This is a genomic window from Propylenella binzhouense (assembly GCF_009866965.1).
GTDB classification, from domain to species: domain Bacteria; phylum Pseudomonadota; class Alphaproteobacteria; order Rhizobiales; family Afifellaceae; genus Propylenella; species Propylenella binzhouense.
In genome coordinates, this window is sequence record NZ_SPKJ01000019.1 from 1 (window position 1) to 16,719 (window position 16,719).

Sequence of the window (16,719 nt, forward strand, 5' to 3'; positions counted from 1 at the left end):
CGCCTCATCGATCTCTTCCCACCAGCCGAATGCGCCAACTACTTCAAAGCGGCAGGGTATGATGCAACCTGATCGGATTCCGCTCTAAGCGGCAAACGCTGGAGCGGAACGAGCGGCACGGCCTTCGCGATGCACCCTCGCCGGGGCCGCATCCATCCCCCTCCCCTCGTGGGGAGGGGCCAGGGGAGGGGTTCCCCGCGTCGCCTCCCTCTCTGTCGTCATCGCCGGACTTGATCCGGCGATCCAGAAACGGAGTGGCGGACCGGGCGCCGCCTGGATGCCCGGGTCAAGCCCGGGTTTTGACCGAGACCGACAATCGCGATGCTCGCGGCGGGTGGCATCCTCGCTCTGGCAGCGCTCGCGGTTGAGCCGGTTGGTTTCCTGCGCATAGGCGCGCATGGCCTCCGCCGCCATGTCCGGCGTCATCATGGCTCGCGCAAGCCGGCAAGCACGCGGGTTTCCAGCACCTCGCAGGCGATGGTGCGGGCATTATCGCAGCCATTGCCGAGTACATGGTTGGAGCACGCAAAACGGTCCTGTCCGCGATGGGCATAGGTCCCGCCGCAGCAGCTGCAGAATACGAGGCCGGAAAGCAGGGTGCCCGGCCAGTGCGTGGCATTCAGTCCGCCGTTCTTCGCCATCATGGTCCGCGTGGCGGCGCGCGATGCCTCGATCTGCCTGGTGTAGAGTGCTGCCAATTCGTCCTGCCGCGCCTTGGCGGCGTCCCACAGGTCCTGCGGCACGATGCGCAGTTCGGGAGCCTCCGCGCGTATCCATTCGCTCTCCAGGTTGAGGCGGTAGGCGGAGCGGCCGATGATCCTTTTCTCTCGTTCTTTCCTGGCCTCGCCAATCCTCGGCCCTCTCGAACTCTCCGCGTCTATCGCGATAGTGCGGATTGAACGTCGGTCAGCGCGAAGTCGTCGCCGACATACAGAAGCGGAGCCGAATGCCGCTTTGCGAGGGCATAGGCAAAACAATCGCCGAAGTTCAGGCCGCCTCGCGTGCCAAATCCCTTGCCGTAATCCAAGCGCGCCCTCATGGCGGCACGGCCAAGGTTCTCGTCTATGGATGCAATGGATATGCTGAAGTCGGAAAGAAACGCATCCAGATCGGCAATCGCCTCGTGCCTGTCTCCGTTCCTGATCCGGCCCGCCATGACAGTGCCGGCCTCGACATAGTTCACAGCCGATATGAGACGCGGAACTTCTGTCTGAAGAGCGTCCATGCAATCAGGCGCTTCCGCCTCCTCGAACAGGATCGCGATGATGGCGGATGCATCCACGACGATCATCGCGAGAGACCAAGTTCTTCGGGCGTATCGCCGACCGCTTCATCCCATTCCCGTTTCGTGACCGGGCGGCGATCATAGCGACCGGCGCGTTGGCGCACGAAAGCCTTCATGCGCGAAACATAGTCGAGCTGCGCCTCCTGCTCGGCGCGCAGTCGTTCCAGCCGCTCGCGCATGGCCTGCGTAATGGCGTCCGTCATGGTCTCGCCGGTCAAACGGGACAATTCCCGCGCCAGCCGATCCGCTTCCTCTGTCTTGATGCTCAAGGCCATGCCAGCCTGCCCTTCTAGATTCACGATCTAGATAGCATTTCCGGCCCGGTGCTTCAACGGAAAAGGTCGAAATTCCCGCCCGGAACGAACGAGCGGCAGAGCCCGGAACGCAACAAGCGGCAGGGCCCGAAACGGAACAAGCAGCAAAACGCCGGAACAACGAGCGGCAAACGCCGGAACGAACGGGCGGCACGGCCTTCACGATGGGCCCTCGCCGGGGCCGCGTCCATCCCCCCTCATGGGGAGGGGCCAGAGGAGAGGTCCCCCGGGATTCCTCCCTCTCCGTCGTCATCGCCGGACTTGATCCGGCGATCCAGAAACGGAGCGGCGGACCGGGCACCGCCTCGCCGTCGTCGTCGGCAGAGCGGCGGACCGGGCACCGCCTGGATGCCCGGGTCAAGCCCGGGCAGGACGACGGAAAATGCCGCTGCCTTGGGGATGCGCTCCCGCCGCCTTGCCTCCCTCTCCGTCGTCATCGCCTCCCCGCTGTCGTCATCGCCGGACTTGATCCGGCGATCCAGAAACGGAGTGGCGGACCGGGCACCGCCTCTCCGTCATCGTCGCAGAGCGGCGGCCCAGGCGCCGCCTGGATGCCCGGGTCAAGCCCGGGCAGGACGACAGAGCAAGCGGCAGGGCCCGGAACAGAACAGGCGGCAAAACGCCGGAACCAACGAGCGGCAAGGCCGCCGGAAAAGATGCGTTTCCAACTTCGCCGTTCAGTCCGCCGCGCCCGCATCCTAACGTGCCGCTCGACCCGCTTACCCGCGAAGAGGCTCGAGATTCGGGCCGCCGCAGCGAGGAGTTCAGCACATGCGTTTCGGACTGTTCGGCAACGCCACTGCAGCCCGCGTCGGCCCCGATGTAGACAGCTCGTACGGATACAGGGATTTCGTCGAGTACAACATCGAGGCGGAGGCGCTCGGCTATCACAGCACCTTCGTGGTCGAGCATCATTTCACCGGATACGGCCAGGTCTCGGCCAGCATGAACATGCTGACCTGGCTCGGCGCGAAGACGAGCACGATCCGGCTCGGCACCGCCGTGCTGGTGCTGCCCTGGCACAATCCCGTGCTCATCGCCGAGCAGGCCGCGACCATCGATCTCCTGAGCGGCGGCCGGCTCGATTTCGGCGTCGGCAAGGGCTACCGGCACAACGAGTTCGTGGGCTTCTGCATCCCGATGGAGGAGGCCGGCGACCGCTTCAACGAATCGGTCGACGTGATCCTGAAGGCCTGGACCTCGGCCGACCGCTTCTCGCACGAGGGCAAGTACTGGCGCTTCGAGGACATCGTCGTCGAGCCGCCCACGGCCCAGCAGCCGCACCCGCCGCTCTGGATGGGCGCGGGCAGCCCGGAATCGATCGCGCAGGTGGCCGAGCGCGGCTTCAACCTCCTCCTCGACCAGTTCGCCACGATCGAGGTGATCGGCGAGCGCGTCGCCTTCTTCAAGGCGGAATGCGAGAAGCGCGGCCGGACCTTCGACCCGATGCAGGTCGCCGTCGCGCGCGCGCTCAACGTCTCGAACTCGAAGGAGGAGAAGGACGCCGCTCTCGAGAAGCGCCGGGTCGCCCAGCAGCGGCTGACGAAGATCTCGCAGCGGCCGGACGGCAACAACAAGGCGAGCATCCTGAACTTCGCGGACACGCGCGAGGCGAGCGAGGAGAGCGCGCTCTACGGCACCCCGGACGAGATCGCCGCCAAGCTCGAGCGGCTGCAGCGGCTCGGCGTCGAATACGTCCTGGTGACCACGGGCGGCAACCGCGACACGCTGCGGCGCTTCGCGGCCGACCTCATGCCGCATTTCGACGCCGCGCCGGCGATGCGGGCCGCCGAGTAGCACGGGGCCCTCCGTTCGTTTCCGCCGCTCCGGAGCCGCCCGCTCCGGAGCGGCATCGTCGCAAGGAAAAGGCAGCGGCCGACCGGTTCGCGCGCTGCAATCAAGGGGAAGGCGGTCAATGAAGGACGGGTTCGTCGAGACGGCGCACGGCCGGATCCATTATCTCGAGGCGGGCAGCGGGAAGCCCATCATCCTCCTGCATTCGAACGGCAATTCGGCCTACGAATACGACCATCTCATCGAAAGGCTCGCCGGCAAGCACCGGGCGATCGCCTGGGACCAGCCGGGCCATGGCGATTCCGACCGGATCGTCCGGCACTATTCCGTCGAGGACTATTCCGATGCGGTCGTCGCCTTCATGGACGCGCTCGGGATCGACAAGGCGAACGTGCTCGGCGCGTCGATCGGCGGCATGATCTGCACGGATCTCGGGGCGCGCCACGCCGACCGGATCGACCATCTCTTCGTGGTGGAGGCGCCGGCCCGCAGCCAGGAGGAATGGGCGGCGGAATGGCTGCGCACGGAGCGCAACTGGACGAGCCCCGTCCAGGCCATGGACCAGCTCACCCCCCGCTTCCGGAACGTCACGCCGGAATTCCTGGAGCGCTGGAACATCGACCGCCAGAAGGCCGGCGCCTGGACGATGCTCGACGTGATGTGGGCTCTGCGCCTCTACGATTCCCGCGGCGCGATCCCGAAGGTCACCGCGAAGACGATGGCGATCTTCGGCGAGAACAACAGGATCAAGGCCTACGCGCCCCTCTACGAAGCGGGGATCCCCGGCGTCCGGATCGAGCTCATGAAGGATTGCGGCCACTTCCCGATGGTCGACGATCCGGAGGCGCTCGCCAAGCTCGTCGACGACTTCGTGGGCGCCTGACATGGCGCGGGGAACGGGACGGCGGCCGGTCGCGGACCGCGCCGGCGCCGCCGGGAAGGGGCTCGGATGATCGACAAGTTCGTACGTTCGGCCGCCGAGGCGGTCGACGGGGTGAAGGACGGGGCGACGGTGCTCGTCGGCGGCTTCGGCGCCGTCGGGCAGCCGCTGACGCTGATCGACGCGCTCATCGAGCAGGGCGCGAAGGACCTGACGATCGTCGCCAACAATGCCGGCGTCGGGCGGGTCGGCCTCGCCCGGCTGCTCGATCTCGGCCGCGTCAGGAAGGTGATCTGCAGCTTTCCGCGCAGCTCCGATCCGGTGGTGTTCGAGGAGCTCTACAAGGCCGGGCGGATCGAGCTCGAGATCGTCCCGCAAGGGACGCTCGCCGAGCGGCTGCGCGCCGCCGGCGCCGGGATTCCGGCCTTCTTCACGCCGACCGCCTACGGCACCCAGCTTGCGGACGGCAAGGAAGTACGCGAGATTGGCGGTCGGAGCTGCGTGCTGGAAACCGCGCTCCAGGGCGACGTCGCGCTCGTCGAATGCTGGAAGGCGGACCGGTGGGGCAATCTCACGTTCCGCGATTCCGGGCGCAACTTCAATCCGGTGATGGCGACCGCCGCAACGCTGACGGTCGCGCAGAGCCAGCATGTCGCCGAGCTCGGCGCGCTCGACCCGGAGACGGTCGTCACGCCCGGCGTCTACGTGGACCGGGTGGTGCACGTGCCCTATGGCGACCCGTGAGATGGAGGCCAGGATGAACGAAGCGGACGCCATGCCGGGTACCAGGCCGGCTTCCAAGCCGCTCACGCGCGGCGAGATGGCGGCGCGTGCCGCCCGCGACATCCCCGAAGGCTGGTACGTCAATCTCGGGATCGGGATGCCCACCCTGATCGCCAATTACGTGCCGTTCGACCGCGAGGTGATCTTCCACTCCGAGAACGGCATCCTCGGCATGGGCCCGCAGCCCGAGCCGGACAAGATCAATCGCTGGCTCGTCAATGCCGGCAAGCAGCACGTGACGCTTCGGCCGGGCGGCTGCTACTTCCACCATGCCGACAGCTTCGCCATGATCCGGGGCGGCCATCTCGACCTCTGCGTGCTCGGGGCGTTCCAGGTCGCCGAGAACGGCGACATCGCGAACTGGGCGACGACGTCGGAATCGGCGCCGGCCGTCGGCGGCGCGATGGATCTCTGCGTCGGCGCCAAGAACCTGTGGGTCGTGATGGAGCACACGACCAAGGCGGGAGAGAGCAAGCTCGTCCGCCGCTGCAGCTACCCCCTGACGGCGCTCGGATGCGTGACGCGCATCTACACGAATCTCGCCGTCCTCGAGGTCACGCCCGAGGGCTTCGTGGTGACCGAGATGATCCCGGGGCTCTCCTTCCAGGAGCTGCAGTCGCGGACCGACGCGCCGCTCAAGCTGGCGTGTTGAGGACGTCCGGACCCCGCATGCGCATCCAGAACTTCTATTACGTCGCCGCGGACATCGGCCAGGCGCGCGCCTTCTACGAAGACGCCCTGGGCCTGGAGGTGAAGTTCGCCGACGGGGAGCGCTGGATCCAGTTCAGCGCGGGCGGACAGAACTTCGCGCTCAGTTCCCTCGCCGAGGCGCCGCCGGGGGTGCGCGGCGGGACGATCGTCTTCGAGGTGGAGGATCTCGCAGGCGCGCTCGCGCGCGTAGAGGAGGCCGGCGGCACGATCCTCGGCGAGCGCGACATGGGCGGACACGGCCGCACGGCCACCTTCGCCGACCCCGCCGGCAACGTCGCGCAGCTCTTCGCCCGCGCCACATCCGGCTGAGCGCGATCCGGCGGCGCGGGCGGCGCGCCGCCGCTCCGCCGCTCCGCCGCTACTCTTCCGTAAAGACCACCGCGCGCTGCTTCTTGAGGCTCGGCAGCACCGAGAACACGACCAGCGCGACCGCGATGAGAAGCAGAACGAGCGATATCGGCCGCGTCACGAACACGGAGAAGTCGCCGTCCGAGAGGACGAGCGCGCGGCGGAAGTTCTCCTCCAGCATGGGCCCGAGCACGAAGCCCAGCATCAGCGGCGCCGGCTCGCAGGCGAGCTTGTGGAAGAGATAGCCGAGCACGCCGAATCCGGCCGCCATGAAGAGATCGAAGGTCGAATAGCTCACCGAGTAGACGCCGATGCAGCAGAACATGAGGATCGCCGGATAGAGAACCCGGTACGGCACCTTGAGAAGCTGCACCCAGATGCCGATCAGCGGCAGATTCAGGATCACGAGCATCAGATTGCCGATCCACATCGAGACGATGAGGCCCCAGAAGAGATCGGGGTTGCTCGTCATCACCTGCGGGCCGGGCTGGATGTTGTGGATGATCATGGCGCCGAGCATCAGGGCCATGGTCGCGCTGCCCGGGATCCCGAGCGTCAGCGTCGGAATGAAGGCCGTCTGGGCGGCGGCGTTGTTGGCGGATTCCGGGCCCGCTACGCCCTCGATCGCGCCGTGCCCGAATTCGTCCGGCCGCCGCGAGACCTTCCGCTCCAGGCTGTAGGCGAAGAACGAGGCGAGCGAGAGCCCGGCCCCCGGCAGGATCCCCACGAAGGCGCCGATCGAGCTGCCGCGCAGGATCGCGGGGGTCATGCGGCGGATATCCTCGCGGGTCGGCCAGAGCGTGGTGATCTCGGACGTGTAGGCCTTGCGGTGCTCCCTCTGCTCCAGGCTTCCGACGATCTCGCTGAACGCGAAGATCCCGACGGCCACGACGATGAAGTCGATGCCTTCCCAGAGCTCGGGAAAGCCGAAGGTGAAGCGCGTGACGCCCGAGGCGACATCGATGCCCACCAAGCCGAGAAGCAGGCCGAACACGATCATGCCGATCGACTTCACGACCGAGCCCGAGGCGAGCGAGACCGCGCCGACCAGGCCGACCGCCATCAGCGAGAAGTACTCCGCCGGACCGAACTTGAACGCGAAGCGCGTGAGCGGCGCGGCGAACAGCGCGAGCATCAGCACGCCGACGCAGCCGGCAAAGAACGAGCCGATGGCCGCGGCGGCAAGCGCGGCGCCCGCCTTGCCCTTCCGCGCCATCTGGTGGCCGTCGATGACGGTCACGACGGACGAGGTCTCGCCCGGCAGGTTGACGAGGATCGCGGTGGTCGAGCCGCCATAGGCCGCACCGTAATAGATGCCCGCCAGCATGATCAGCGCACCGACCGGAGGCAGGCCGTAGGTGAACGGGAGCAGCATCGCGATCGTCGCGAGCGGACCGAGCCCGGGCAGAACGCCGATCAGCGTCCCGAGCAGACATCCCGCGAATGCATAGAGGAGGTTGTGGAGGCTGAGCGCCGTCTCGAGGCCGATCGCCAGGTGGTCGAGGAACTCCACGTCTTCTCCTCAGCCTGCCAGCAGCGCGGGCCACAGATGGAACTGCAGCCCGAGCCCATAGACGAAGATCACGACCGCGAGCCCGACCAGCACGACGGCGTTGAGGGCAGCGGCGCGCCAGCTGAATTCGTGGCTTGCGACACTCGCCACGAGAACCAGCACGGCGACCGCGGCGACAAGGCCCATCGGCTGGAGCAGCACGCCGAAGAGGACCACCGCGGCGAGCACGATGGCCAGGCTCTTCAGGTCCCATCCGGACAGCTTCGCATCCGCCTCGGCGTCCTTCCCGCGGAGCGCGCCGAAGATGACAGCGGCGCCGATGAGCATGAGAAGCACGCCGAGCCAGAACGGAAAGTAGCCGGGTCCCATGCGCGCGGCGGTTCCCATCCGGTAGCCGGAGGCGATCACGGCGAAGGCGCCGCCGACTCCGACATAGAGCAGGCCGGCGGCGAAATCCTTCGGGTGTCGGAGCTTCATCTCGGATCCGTCAGAGGTCGAGCCGCCCGGCATCGCCGCCGCCCTGCCGGCGACATCGGCCGCTCCGAAAGCGCGAGCGGGGCCTCACTCGGCCTTGATGTTCGCCTCCTGCGCGATCTCCTTCCACTTCGCCGTCTCCTTCTTCACGGTCTCGGCGAACTGTTCCACGGAGGTCGGCGCGGGCGTTCCGCCGTCCTTGGCGAGGAACTCCTTCGTCTCGTCGGAATTCACGATCGTATTCAGATCGGCGTTGATCTTCTGGACGATCTCGTCCGGCGTCCCCGCCGGCGCGAACAGCCCCCACCACTGGTTGACGACCGCGTCCTTCAGTCCCTTCTCGACCATCGTCGGAAGGTCCGGGGTCGCCGGCGAGCGCTCTTCGCTGCTGACCATGATTCCGGTCATCAGTCCTGCCCGGATCTGCGGCAGGGCCTGCGTCATGCTGCTGAAGAAGAGGTCGACATGGCCGCCGATGACGTCGGCCATCGCCGGGGATCCGCCCTTGTAGTGCACCGGCTCCATCTTGAGTCCGGCCGCCTTCTTCAGAACCTCCGTCCCGAACTGATTGACGCCGCCGAGGCCGGACGTCGCATATTTGAGCGGCCTCTTCTTTGCCTCAGCCATGAACTCGTCATACGACTTGACGGGCAGTGCAGGGCCGACGACGAGCACCAGTGGCACTTTCCCGATCATGCCGACCGGCTGGAAGTCGTTGGCAGGGTCGAAGGGCAGGTTCTGGACGGCGGCGTTCATCGTGAACGTCACCGAATTGATGAGAAGCGTGTAGCCGTCCGGCTTCGCCTTGGCGACATGCGCCGAGCCGATGGCGGAGCCGGCCCCCGGCATGTTCTCGACGACGACCGGCTGGCCCCAGATCTTGCTCAGCCGGTCGGCCACGTAGCGGCCGACAATGTCATTGGAGCCGCCTGGAGCGAACGGAACGACGAGCGTGACGGACTTGGTCGGGTAGTCCGTCGCCGCGACGGCCAGATTCGCGAAGCCGGCGAACGCTAAAGCGGCCGCGATGCGCAAGAGTCTCATGTCACCTCCCAGTTGCTCTTGAGTGCGGCCCGTTCGGGCGAGCCGCGGGCCGGATGGAAGAGCGAACATCCATCGGAGCCGTTATTGGCGCGCTCGCCGCGCATCGGGCGGCAGTGCGACGCTGCGGATACTCTTGCATGCGGGGTCCACGGCCTCAAGATTCAGAGGACCGGACAGAGACCCCCATCGACGTTGATTGCGGTTCCGGTGACGTAGCTCGCCGCGTCCGATGCAAGGAAGCAGGCGAGATTCGCGAATTCCTCCGGCTCTCCGAAGCGCCCGAGCGGGATCTTCCTGGCGGTGGGGGCGAGATATTCCTCGTAGCTCTTGTCCGGCGCGGCCGCCTGGTGGCGCCGCTCCCATTGGCCGCTCTTGATCTGGCCGACGCAGAGCGCATTGACGAGGATGTTGAAGGGCGCGAGCTCGCGCGAAAGCACCTTGGTCAGCGTGAGGCCGGCCGCCCGGCTCAGCGTCGTCGGCATGGAATCGCCGAGCGGCGCCTTCGCGCGGATGCTGACCACGTTGAGGATCCGGCCCCAGGACTGCTCCTTCATTCCGGGGGCGACGAGCTGGCAGAGCCGCATCGCCGCGAAGAGCTTCAGGTCCATGTCCGCGATCACCTGGTCGCGGGAGAGCTGGTCGAACGGGCGGCGGAACGAGCTGCCGGCGTTGTTTACGAGAATGTCGATGCGGCCCGTGCGCCCCAGGATTTCGGCTACCAGGGACTCGGTCCGCGCGGCGTCGGTGACGTCGCAGGCAAAGGCGGAAATGCGGCCCGGCGCCACAATTTCGATCTCGGTGGCGGCGCGCTCCAGCTTGTCGGTCGAGCGTGCGACGATGACGACATCCGCGCCGGACCGCGCGAAGCGCTCTGCCATGGCGCGGCCGAGACCTTCGCTGCCGCCGGTGATGAGGGCCGTCCTGCCGCCGAGATCGATCTGCATCGATCAGAGCTCGCGCAGCGCGTTGAACTGCGCAACGTAGCCGGAGGCGTCGATCCGCACCCCGATCACGGTGGTCCGATCCGAACGCACCGCAGCCTGGAGAGCGTCCCCGAAGGCATGCTCGTTGTCGACGGTGACGCCGTCGGCTCCGAACCCCTGCGCGAGCTTCTCCCAATCCACCCCGCCGAGCGAGACGCCGTGGAAGGGGATGCCCTTGATCTCCTGCTTGACGCGGATGAGCCCGATTTCCTGATCGTCCCACACGACGATGACGATCGGCAGCTTCTCGCGCATGGAGGTCTGGAGCTCCGCGACGCTCATCATGAAGCCGCCGTCGCCCGTGAAGGCGACGATCGGCCTGCGCGGATGCGCAAGACGGGCGCCGAGCGCGCCGGGCACGGCATAGCCCATCGAGCCGAGGCCGTTCGAGGTGAGGAACTCGCGGGGGCCGTAGGACTGCCATTTCTGCACCACGAGGAGCCGGCTCGCGCCGGCATCGCAGGTGGCGATGGTGTCGCGCGGCAGCACCGCACGGGCGACCTCCATCGCCCGCTGCGGGGAAAGACCGTTGGCGGGCGTATCGAGGGCGGCGACCACGTCGTCGCGGAACGTGGCGGCCGACTTCTCGCCCCAGTTGCCGCCGCCGGAGCACCATTCGGCGAGCCGACCGAGCAGGAGCTTGAGGTCGCCGATCGCCTCGATTTCCGAAGGAACGAGGGCATCGAGCGACGGCGTGTTCGAGATCGCCACGACCGGCACCGCGTAGGGCCAGGGCTTCGGCTGGAGTTCCACGCCGTCGAGGCCGATCGTCAGGATGAGGTCCGACTGCATGACGAGCTTGCGCTCGATCAGGCCGCCGATGATGCAGCCGGCGCGGAGGGGATGGTCCTCCGGGATCGCGCCCTTGCATTTCGACGTCACGAGCACCGGCGCGCCGATCTGCTCGGCAAGCTTCACCAGCTCCGCCGAAGCGTGGTCCCAGAACACGCCGAGGCCTGCGAGGATGATGGGCCGGCGCGCATTGTCGATCCGGTCGATGATGGGCTTCAGGCTGGCGCGGTCCGGGTCCGGATAGAGGCTGTTCGGCATCAGCGGCGGGGGCGCCGAGAGCTGGGCGGCCTCCTTGGTCGTCTCGCTCTGCGGCATGTCGAACTGGACCGGCCCCGGCGCCGGCGCCGTCGCGGTGCGCATCGCGCGCCGCACTTGCTGGCGCACGGTGCGCGCGTCGATGGTCGTGCCCCACTTCACGATCGGCGCGTAGATCCGCATCTGGTCGATGCGCTGGCGGAGGCCGACCTCGTGCTCGGGCGCGGAGTAGCGGTCCGTGATCGCGATCAGCGGAGCGCGGTCGAGGAAGGCGTGGGCGATGCCGTTCACCATGTTGGCCGCGCCCGGGCCGCGCGTCGACATGCAGACGCCGGGGGAACCGGTGATCTCGCCCCAGGTCGAGGCGAGCATGCCGCCGGCGACTTCCTGCTTCATCAGGATGAAGCGCATGTCGCGCTGCCGGGCCGCCTCCATGAGTTCCACGGACTCGCCGCCCGGGTGCCCCACGATGAAGGGCGTTCCGGCCTCCTTGAAGGCATCCGCCAGCACTTCCACGGTCGTCGCCATTCTTCCCTGCTCCGATCTTCTCCGGCCCGGCCCGGTTCCCCGGCCGGCAGCCGCTTCGACTTGCATGGACCTGCGCTCAGGCGAGGTTCCAGTAGAGCCCCTTCGGCTCCATGTAGGCGCGCATCCCCTGCAGCCCCTTCTCCCGCCCGATCCCGCTCTGCTTGAAGCCGCCGAAGGGAACGGAGATCGAGCTTTCCTTGTAGGTGTTGATCCAGACGGTGCCGGCCCGCAGCGCACGCGCGACCCGCCAGGCCTTGCGGTAGTCGCCGGTCCAGATCCCGGCCGCGAGGCCGAAATCGGTGTCGTTCGCCTGCGCCAGGAGATCCGCCTCGCTATCGAAGGGCAGCGCCACGGCGACCGGCCCGAAGATCTCCTCCTGGCAGATGCGCGCGCGATTGGTGAGATCCGTGACGATGGTGGCGGGATAGTACGCCCCCTGGTCGAAGGCGCCGCCGGTCGCCGGCGCTCCGCCCGTGACCACGCACCCGCCTTCGCTGACGCCCATCTCGACATAGCGCGCCACGTGATCGCGATGCCGAAAGCTCGCCATCGGACCGATCCGCGCCGCATCGTCCTCCGGAAGGCCGAGGCGATAGGATTCCGCTTCGACACGCAGGCGGTCGAGCATGTCGTCGAAGATCGCGCGTTCCACGAAGATCCGGGATCCCGCGATGCACGACTGCCCGCCGCTCGAGAAAATTCCGGCGGCAACCCCCTTGGCCGCCGCGGCGAGATCGGCATCCGCGAACACGATGTCCGGAGACTTGCCCCCGAGTTCCAGAATGACCGGAACCAGCCTGCGTCCGGCCGCCTCGGCGATCGCGCGGCCCGCCGCGGTGCCGCCGGTAAAGCTCACGAGGTCGACGCCCGGATGGTCGACGAGGGCGCGCCCAACCTCGCCGGCGCCCGTCACCACGTTGAGCACGCCCGGCGGAAAGCCCGCTTCGCGCGCAAGCCGCGCATATTCGAGCGCGACCTGCGGCGTGACCTCGGAGGGCTTCAGCACCACCGTGTTGCCGGCGGCGAGGATCGGCGCCAGCTTCTGCGCTTCGATGGTGAGCGGGGAGTTCCAGGGCGTGATCGCCGCCACCACCCCGACCGGCTCGTAGACGGTCATGGTCATGCTGGGGCCGCGCTGCGTGTTCACCTCGCTCTCGAAGGTTTCGCAGACCGCCGCGTAATAGCGGAACACATCGGCGGCGGACGCCGCCTGGCTCATGCACTCCTTCAGCGTCTTGCCGTTGTCCGCCATCTGCGTGCGCGCGAGATGGTCGCGGTTGGCGGCCACGAGATCGGCCATCCGGGCGAGGAACCGCGCCCGTTCGTGGTTCTTGAGCGCGGCCCAGGCCGGGTCGCCGAGAGCGGCCCTCGCCGCCCCGACCGCCCGATCGACATCCTGCGCCGAGGCCGATGCGATCCGCGCCGAGACCGTCCCGTCGGCCGGGTTGATCGAATCGAAGGAGCCGGCGCTTCCTTCGACCCATTCGTTCGCGATCATGAACGGTCTGACGGACATGACTGGTCGCCGGGCGCGTGTGCGCCCCCTCCCCTTCCCTGTTTCCGCTTGCCTGACGCAGCGCCCGCGGGCGGAGCGTCAGGCGGCCGCGCGCTTGCCGGGCGCGACGACCAGATCGGCCGGCGGGAGATCCTCGCCGGCGAGATAGCGCTTCGTGTTGCCGACCGCGCGCTCGGCGATCGCGGCGAAATTGTCCAGCGTCGCGCCCGCCGCATGCGGCGTCAGGACCGTCCGCTCCTCCCGAAGGAGCGGGCTGCCGATCGGCGGCTCCTTCGAAAAGGCGTCGATCGCGGCGCCGAAGAGGTGCCCCCGGGCGAGCGCGCGCGCCAAGGCGTCCTCGTCGACGAGCCCGCCGCGGGCCGCATTGACCAGAAGCGCGTCGGGCTTCATCGCCGCGATCCGCCGCTCGTCGATGATGCCCGCCGTCTCCTTCATGAGCGGCAGGTGCAGGCTGACGATGTCGGCCGTCGCGACGAGAGCGTCGAGATCCATGTACTCCGCGCGCAGCTTCGTTTCGACATCCGCCGGCGCGCGGATCGGGTCGTAGTAGAGGATCCGGATGTCGAAGCCGGCGAGCATCTGCGCGAGCATGCGGCCGATCGCTCCGAAGCCCACGATCCCGATCGTCTTGCCGGTGATCTGGCGGTTGATGCCGCGCGAGACTTCCTTGTCCCAGTTCCCCGCGCGGGTCTGCCTGTCCAGCACCGGAAGCCGGCGGTAGGCGGCGAGGATGAGCATCAGGGTGTGCTCGGCGACCGGCACGTTGTTGCCGGCATGAAGCCGCGCCACGCCGATCCCGCGCTCGCGGCAATAATCGAGATCGATGCGGTCGACCCCCGCTCCGAGCTTCTGAATGAAGCCGAGCCGCCCGGCGGTCCGGAGCAGATCCGTCGGGAGCGGCGCGGCCATGACGAAGGCCACGTCCGCATCCGCAAGCGCCCGGCTGCGGGCGTCCGGCGTGCCGCCGTCGGCGATGCTGAGCACCCATCCGTCCGGGACGCTGTCGGCGATCGTCTCGATGATCTTGGGATGAAAGGTGTCGATGATCCCGACGATGAGGTCCGGCATGGTGGAATCCGAGTCGGAGCGAGGGCCCGGAGCGAACACGGAATGCCCGTCCGGCAATGGCGCCGACACTACAAAATACAAATGTATACGGCAAGCGACCGGGTTTCGCCGACGGGCGCCCGCGATCCGCTCGGAACAGAAAAGTGTTGTTCCTCCTGACGATCGACGGTTCGGCGGAAGCCGTCGGACGCTCCGATCACCCATCGCTCCCTGGCGTTCCGGCGGTTCCGATGTCCGGGCAGGGGTCCGTCTTCGCCACCATGACCCCCGACGGGCGGCTGTTGCGCTGGTCGGATACGGCTGTGTACAGACAAGTAAAACGAGGGGAGGAGCCGGTCCGCAATGCTGATGCTGGAGCACGACGCCAAGGAGATCCTGGCCGGGAAGGGCGTGCCCGTGCCGCTCGGCGTTCTTGCGGAAAGCACCGACGCGCCGCTGCCGGATTTTCCGCCGCCCTTCGTCGTGAAGGCGCAGGTCCCCTTCGGCGGCCGCGGCAAGGCCGGCGGCATCCGCTCATGCGGGACGCGGGCGGCATTGCCGGCCCTGCTCGGCGAGATGATCGGGATGGCGCTGAAGGGCCATCCGGTGCAGGCATGCCGCATCGAGCAGGCGGTGGCCGGCGCGCAGGAATTCTATCTCAGCCTGTCGGTCCACGCGCCGACCGCCTCCGTGGCCGTTCTTCTCTCGCCGGAGGGCGGCGTGGAGATCGAGGGCGAAGGGAGCGCCGCCCTCCGCTCCGGACGGTCGCGGCTCGGCGCCGACGCGATCGCGGCGGAAGTCGCACGCCTGGCGGAGGACCTGCCCGAGACCGTCCGCAGCGCCGTGACGGCGGCCGGAAAAGCGCTCGGCGGGCTCTTCGTGGAACTCGACGCGCTTCTTCTGGAGATCAACCCTCTCTTCGTCCGCCCCGACGGCACCTGGCTCGCAGGCGACGCCAAGCTGATCCTCGACGACAACGCCCTCCCGCGGCAGCCCGAACTGGCGGCGCTTCTTCGCGCGCGTGCCAACGCCTATGCCGACACCGCGTTCAAGCTCGCCCAGGGCTTCGATTTCGTCGTGCTGGACCCGGATGGCGAGATCGGGCTCGTCACCACCGGGGCCGGCCTCAGCATGAAGCTCATCGACGAGCTGATCGGCCTCGGCGCCAGGCCGTTCAACTTCTGCGACATAAGGACGGGGCAGATGCGCGGCGACCCGGCCCGCCTCATCCTGGTCCTGCAGGCGATGGCGGCGGCGCCGCATATCCGCAGCATCCTCGTCAACATCTTCGCCGGAATCACGGATCTCGCCGAGTTCGCCGACCTCCTCGTCAAGGCGCTGCTGGCCGTGCCGGAGATCAAGGTCCCCGTCGTCGTCCGGCTCGTCGGCAACGGAGAAGGCGAGGCAGCCGCGATCCTGGCCGGCTCCGGACTTCCGCTCCGCCTGGAATCCGACCTCGATGCGGCCGTCGCCCTGGCCGTGGCGGAAAGCAGGAAGGGCGCGCGCGATGCTTCGTGACGTTCTCGGCGGCAGGACCCCGCGGGTCCTCGTCCAGGGTGCGACGGGGCGAGCCGCGCAGCTTCATCTCCGGCTGATGCGCCGCTGCGGCACCGAGATCGTGGGCGGCGTATCGCTGACCCGGAAGACGCCGGACGTGGACGGCGTGCCGGTCTTCACCGGCTGTGCCGAGGCGGTGCTGGAGACCCGGGCGGACACCAGCGTCATCATGGTCCCCGCCCTTTCGGTGCTGCCGGCGATCGCGGAGGCGATCGACGCCGGCATCCGGCTCGTCGTCTCGGTGACCGAGGGAATGCCCGTCCAGGACGCCATGCGGGCGTGGCACATCGTTCGGGATGCGGGGGCGGACTGGATCGGACCTTCGACGCCCGGAATGGCCATTCCCGGACGGCTGAAGCTCGGCTTCCTGCCGGACGCGGCGCTCGCGCCCGGCCCGATCGGCGTCATGTCGAAGAGCGGAACGCTTTCCTACGAGGTCTGCCGCCGGCTGGTGCGCCGCGGCATCGGCCAGTCCGGCTGGATCGGCGTCGGAGGCGACGTGGTGAAGGGCCTGCGCTTCGCCGATCTCGTGCCGACATTCCACCATCATGGCGGAACCAGGGCCGTGCTCGTCATCGGCGAGATCGGCGGCACGGAGGAGGAGGAACTCGCCGAGGCGCTGCGCATCCACCGCTTCGACAAGCCCGTCTTCGTGGTCCTCGCCGGCAGCAGCGCGCCGGAGGGGGTGACGATGGGCCATGCCGGTGCGCTCATCCACGGCGGACGCGGAACGCTCGCTTCCAAGCAGGAGGCGCTTTCCGCCGCCGGCGCGAAGGTGTTCACGCGCATGGAGGACGCCGTCGAGGCCATCGCCGAGGCGATCGGAGGCGGCGGGATGGCGTCGGGGCAATCGTCGGAAGAGACAAGCCGGTCGGTGCGACCGGCCGGGAGGTGA

17 protein-coding genes are annotated in these 16,719 nt (G+C 68.1%); 7 read left to right on the forward strand and 10 right to left on the reverse strand.

The window, feature by feature from the left end:
* Nucleotides 1-425 precede the first annotated feature (425 nt).
* From E4O86_RS07960 to E4O86_RS07970, 3 genes are all read right to left on the reverse strand, one after another.
* Nucleotides 426-743, reverse strand: coding sequence for a recombinase zinc beta ribbon domain-containing protein (locus E4O86_RS07960; RefSeq protein ID WP_161140001.1), 318 nt, complete (start codon nt 741-743; stop codon nt 426-428).
* A 134-nt stretch (nt 744-877) separates the two neighbouring features.
* Nucleotides 878-1,291, reverse strand: a complete 414-nt coding sequence (locus E4O86_RS07965) for a type II toxin-antitoxin system VapC family toxin (protein ID WP_161140002.1) — start codon at nt 1,289-1,291, stop codon at nt 878-880.
* On the reverse strand, nt 1,288-1,560 hold the full coding sequence (locus tag E4O86_RS07970; protein WP_161140003.1) for a type II toxin-antitoxin system VapB family antitoxin: 273 nt from the start codon (nt 1,558-1,560) through the stop codon (nt 1,288-1,290). The genes E4O86_RS07965 and E4O86_RS07970 overlap by 4 nt, the downstream gene beginning before the upstream one ends.
* 810 nt (nt 1,561-2,370) lie before the next feature.
* Here E4O86_RS07970 and E4O86_RS07975 point away from each other — a divergent pair.
* From E4O86_RS07975 to E4O86_RS07995, 5 genes are all read left to right on the forward strand, one after another.
* A complete protein-coding gene (locus E4O86_RS07975; protein WP_161140004.1) occupies nt 2,371-3,396 on the forward strand; it encodes an LLM class flavin-dependent oxidoreductase in 1,026 nt (341 codons plus the stop codon).
* A 118-nt stretch (nt 3,397-3,514) separates the two neighbouring features.
* Nucleotides 3,515-4,276, forward strand: coding sequence for an alpha/beta fold hydrolase (locus E4O86_RS07980; protein ID WP_161140005.1), 762 nt, complete (start codon nt 3,515-3,517; stop codon nt 4,274-4,276).
* Between the two features lie 69 nt (nt 4,277-4,345).
* Nucleotides 4,346-5,017 carry a 3-oxoacid CoA-transferase subunit A gene (locus tag E4O86_RS07985; protein ID WP_425500116.1) on the forward strand — a complete coding sequence of 224 codons (672 nt, stop codon included), beginning with the start codon at nt 4,346-4,348 and terminating at the stop codon, nt 5,015-5,017.
* Nucleotides 5,018-5,030: 13 nt separating this feature from the next.
* On the forward strand, nt 5,031-5,708 hold the full coding sequence (locus E4O86_RS07990) for a 3-oxoacid CoA-transferase subunit B (RefSeq protein WP_246206286.1): 678 nt from the start codon (nt 5,031-5,033) through the stop codon (nt 5,706-5,708).
* A 17-nt stretch (nt 5,709-5,725) separates the two neighbouring features.
* Nucleotides 5,726-6,076, forward strand: coding sequence for a VOC family protein (locus E4O86_RS07995; RefSeq protein ID WP_161140007.1), 351 nt, complete (start codon nt 5,726-5,728; stop codon nt 6,074-6,076).
* 49 nt (nt 6,077-6,125) lie between these two features.
* Here the strand turns inward: E4O86_RS07995 and E4O86_RS08000 are convergent, their stop codons facing one another.
* The 7 genes from E4O86_RS08000 to E4O86_RS08030 form a co-directional block, all read right to left on the reverse strand.
* Nucleotides 6,126-7,628 carry a tripartite tricarboxylate transporter permease gene (locus E4O86_RS08000; protein ID WP_161140008.1) on the reverse strand — a complete coding sequence of 501 codons (1,503 nt, stop codon included), beginning with the start codon at nt 7,626-7,628 and terminating at the stop codon, nt 6,126-6,128.
* A gap of 9 nt (nt 7,629-7,637) precedes the next feature.
* Nucleotides 7,638-8,105, reverse strand: coding sequence for a tripartite tricarboxylate transporter TctB family protein (locus E4O86_RS08005; protein ID WP_161140009.1), 468 nt, complete (start codon nt 8,103-8,105; stop codon nt 7,638-7,640).
* 84 nt (nt 8,106-8,189) lie between these two features.
* Nucleotides 8,190-9,146, reverse strand: coding sequence for a Bug family tripartite tricarboxylate transporter substrate binding protein (locus E4O86_RS08010; RefSeq protein ID WP_161140010.1), 957 nt, complete (start codon nt 9,144-9,146; stop codon nt 8,190-8,192).
* 161 nt (nt 9,147-9,307) lie between these two features.
* Nucleotides 9,308-10,090 (reverse strand): SDR family NAD(P)-dependent oxidoreductase, encoded by a 783-nt coding sequence (locus E4O86_RS08015; RefSeq protein ID WP_161140011.1) that lies wholly within the window; start codon nt 10,088-10,090, stop codon nt 9,308-9,310.
* Between the two features lie 3 nt (nt 10,091-10,093).
* Complete coding sequence (locus E4O86_RS08020; protein WP_161140012.1) at nt 10,094-11,704, reverse strand: thiamine pyrophosphate-binding protein; 1,611 nt, start codon at nt 11,702-11,704, stop codon at nt 10,094-10,096.
* Between the two features lie 76 nt (nt 11,705-11,780).
* The gene (locus E4O86_RS08025) at nt 11,781-13,220 is read right to left on the reverse strand and encodes an aldehyde dehydrogenase (RefSeq protein ID WP_161140013.1); all 1,440 of its coding nucleotides are present in this window, start codon (nt 13,218-13,220) and stop codon (nt 11,781-11,783) included.
* Nucleotides 13,221-13,298: 78 nt separating this feature from the next.
* A complete protein-coding gene (locus E4O86_RS08030; protein WP_161140014.1) occupies nt 13,299-14,288 on the reverse strand; it encodes a 2-hydroxyacid dehydrogenase in 990 nt (329 codons plus the stop codon).
* A gap of 342 nt (nt 14,289-14,630) precedes the next feature.
* Between E4O86_RS08030 and E4O86_RS08035 the strand changes: the two genes are divergently transcribed.
* Complete coding sequence (locus tag E4O86_RS08035; RefSeq protein WP_161140015.1) at nt 14,631-15,785, forward strand: ATP-grasp domain-containing protein; 1,155 nt, start codon at nt 14,631-14,633, stop codon at nt 15,783-15,785.
* Entirely contained in the window at nt 15,775-16,719 is a 945-nt protein-coding gene (locus E4O86_RS08040; protein WP_161140016.1) for a succinate--CoA ligase subunit alpha, read from the forward strand. The genes E4O86_RS08035 and E4O86_RS08040 overlap by 11 nt, the downstream gene beginning before the upstream one ends.

Excerpts from the sequence above, each read along its gene's own strand:
- E4O86_RS07965 (WP_161140002.1), bottom strand. The coding sequence starts at position 1,291 with ATGATCGTCGTGGATGCATCCGCCATCATCGCGATCCTGTTCGAGGAG.
- E4O86_RS07970 (WP_161140003.1), bottom strand. The coding sequence starts at position 1,560 with ATGGCCTTGAGCATCAAGACAGAGGAAGCGGATCGGCTGGCGCGGGAA.
- E4O86_RS07975 (WP_161140004.1), top strand. The coding sequence starts at position 2,371 with ATGCGTTTCGGACTGTTCGGCAACGCCACTGCAGCCCGCGTCGGCCCC.
- E4O86_RS07980 (WP_161140005.1), top strand. The coding sequence starts at position 3,515 with ATGAAGGACGGGTTCGTCGAGACGGCGCACGGCCGGATCCATTATCTC.
- E4O86_RS07990 (WP_246206286.1), top strand. The coding sequence starts at position 5,031 with ATGAACGAAGCGGACGCCATGCCGGGTACCAGGCCGGCTTCCAAGCCG.
- E4O86_RS07995 (WP_161140007.1), top strand. The coding sequence starts at position 5,726 with ATGCGCATCCAGAACTTCTATTACGTCGCCGCGGACATCGGCCAGGCG.
- E4O86_RS08005 (WP_161140009.1), bottom strand. The coding sequence starts at position 8,105 with ATGAAGCTCCGACACCCGAAGGATTTCGCCGCCGGCCTGCTCTATGTC.
- E4O86_RS08010 (WP_161140010.1), bottom strand. The coding sequence starts at position 9,146 with ATGAGACTCTTGCGCATCGCGGCCGCTTTAGCGTTCGCCGGCTTCGCG.
- E4O86_RS08015 (WP_161140011.1), bottom strand. The coding sequence starts at position 10,090 with ATGCAGATCGATCTCGGCGGCAGGACGGCCCTCATCACCGGCGGCAGC.
- E4O86_RS08020 (WP_161140012.1), bottom strand. The coding sequence starts at position 11,704 with ATGGCGACGACCGTGGAAGTGCTGGCGGATGCCTTCAAGGAGGCCGGA.
- E4O86_RS08025 (WP_161140013.1), bottom strand. The coding sequence starts at position 13,220 with ATGTCCGTCAGACCGTTCATGATCGCGAACGAATGGGTCGAAGGAAGC.
- E4O86_RS08030 (WP_161140014.1), bottom strand. The coding sequence starts at position 14,288 with ATGCCGGACCTCATCGTCGGGATCATCGACACCTTTCATCCCAAGATC.
- E4O86_RS08035 (WP_161140015.1), top strand. The coding sequence starts at position 14,631 with ATGCTGATGCTGGAGCACGACGCCAAGGAGATCCTGGCCGGGAAGGGC.
- E4O86_RS08040 (WP_161140016.1), top strand. The coding sequence starts at position 15,775 with ATGCTTCGTGACGTTCTCGGCGGCAGGACCCCGCGGGTCCTCGTCCAG.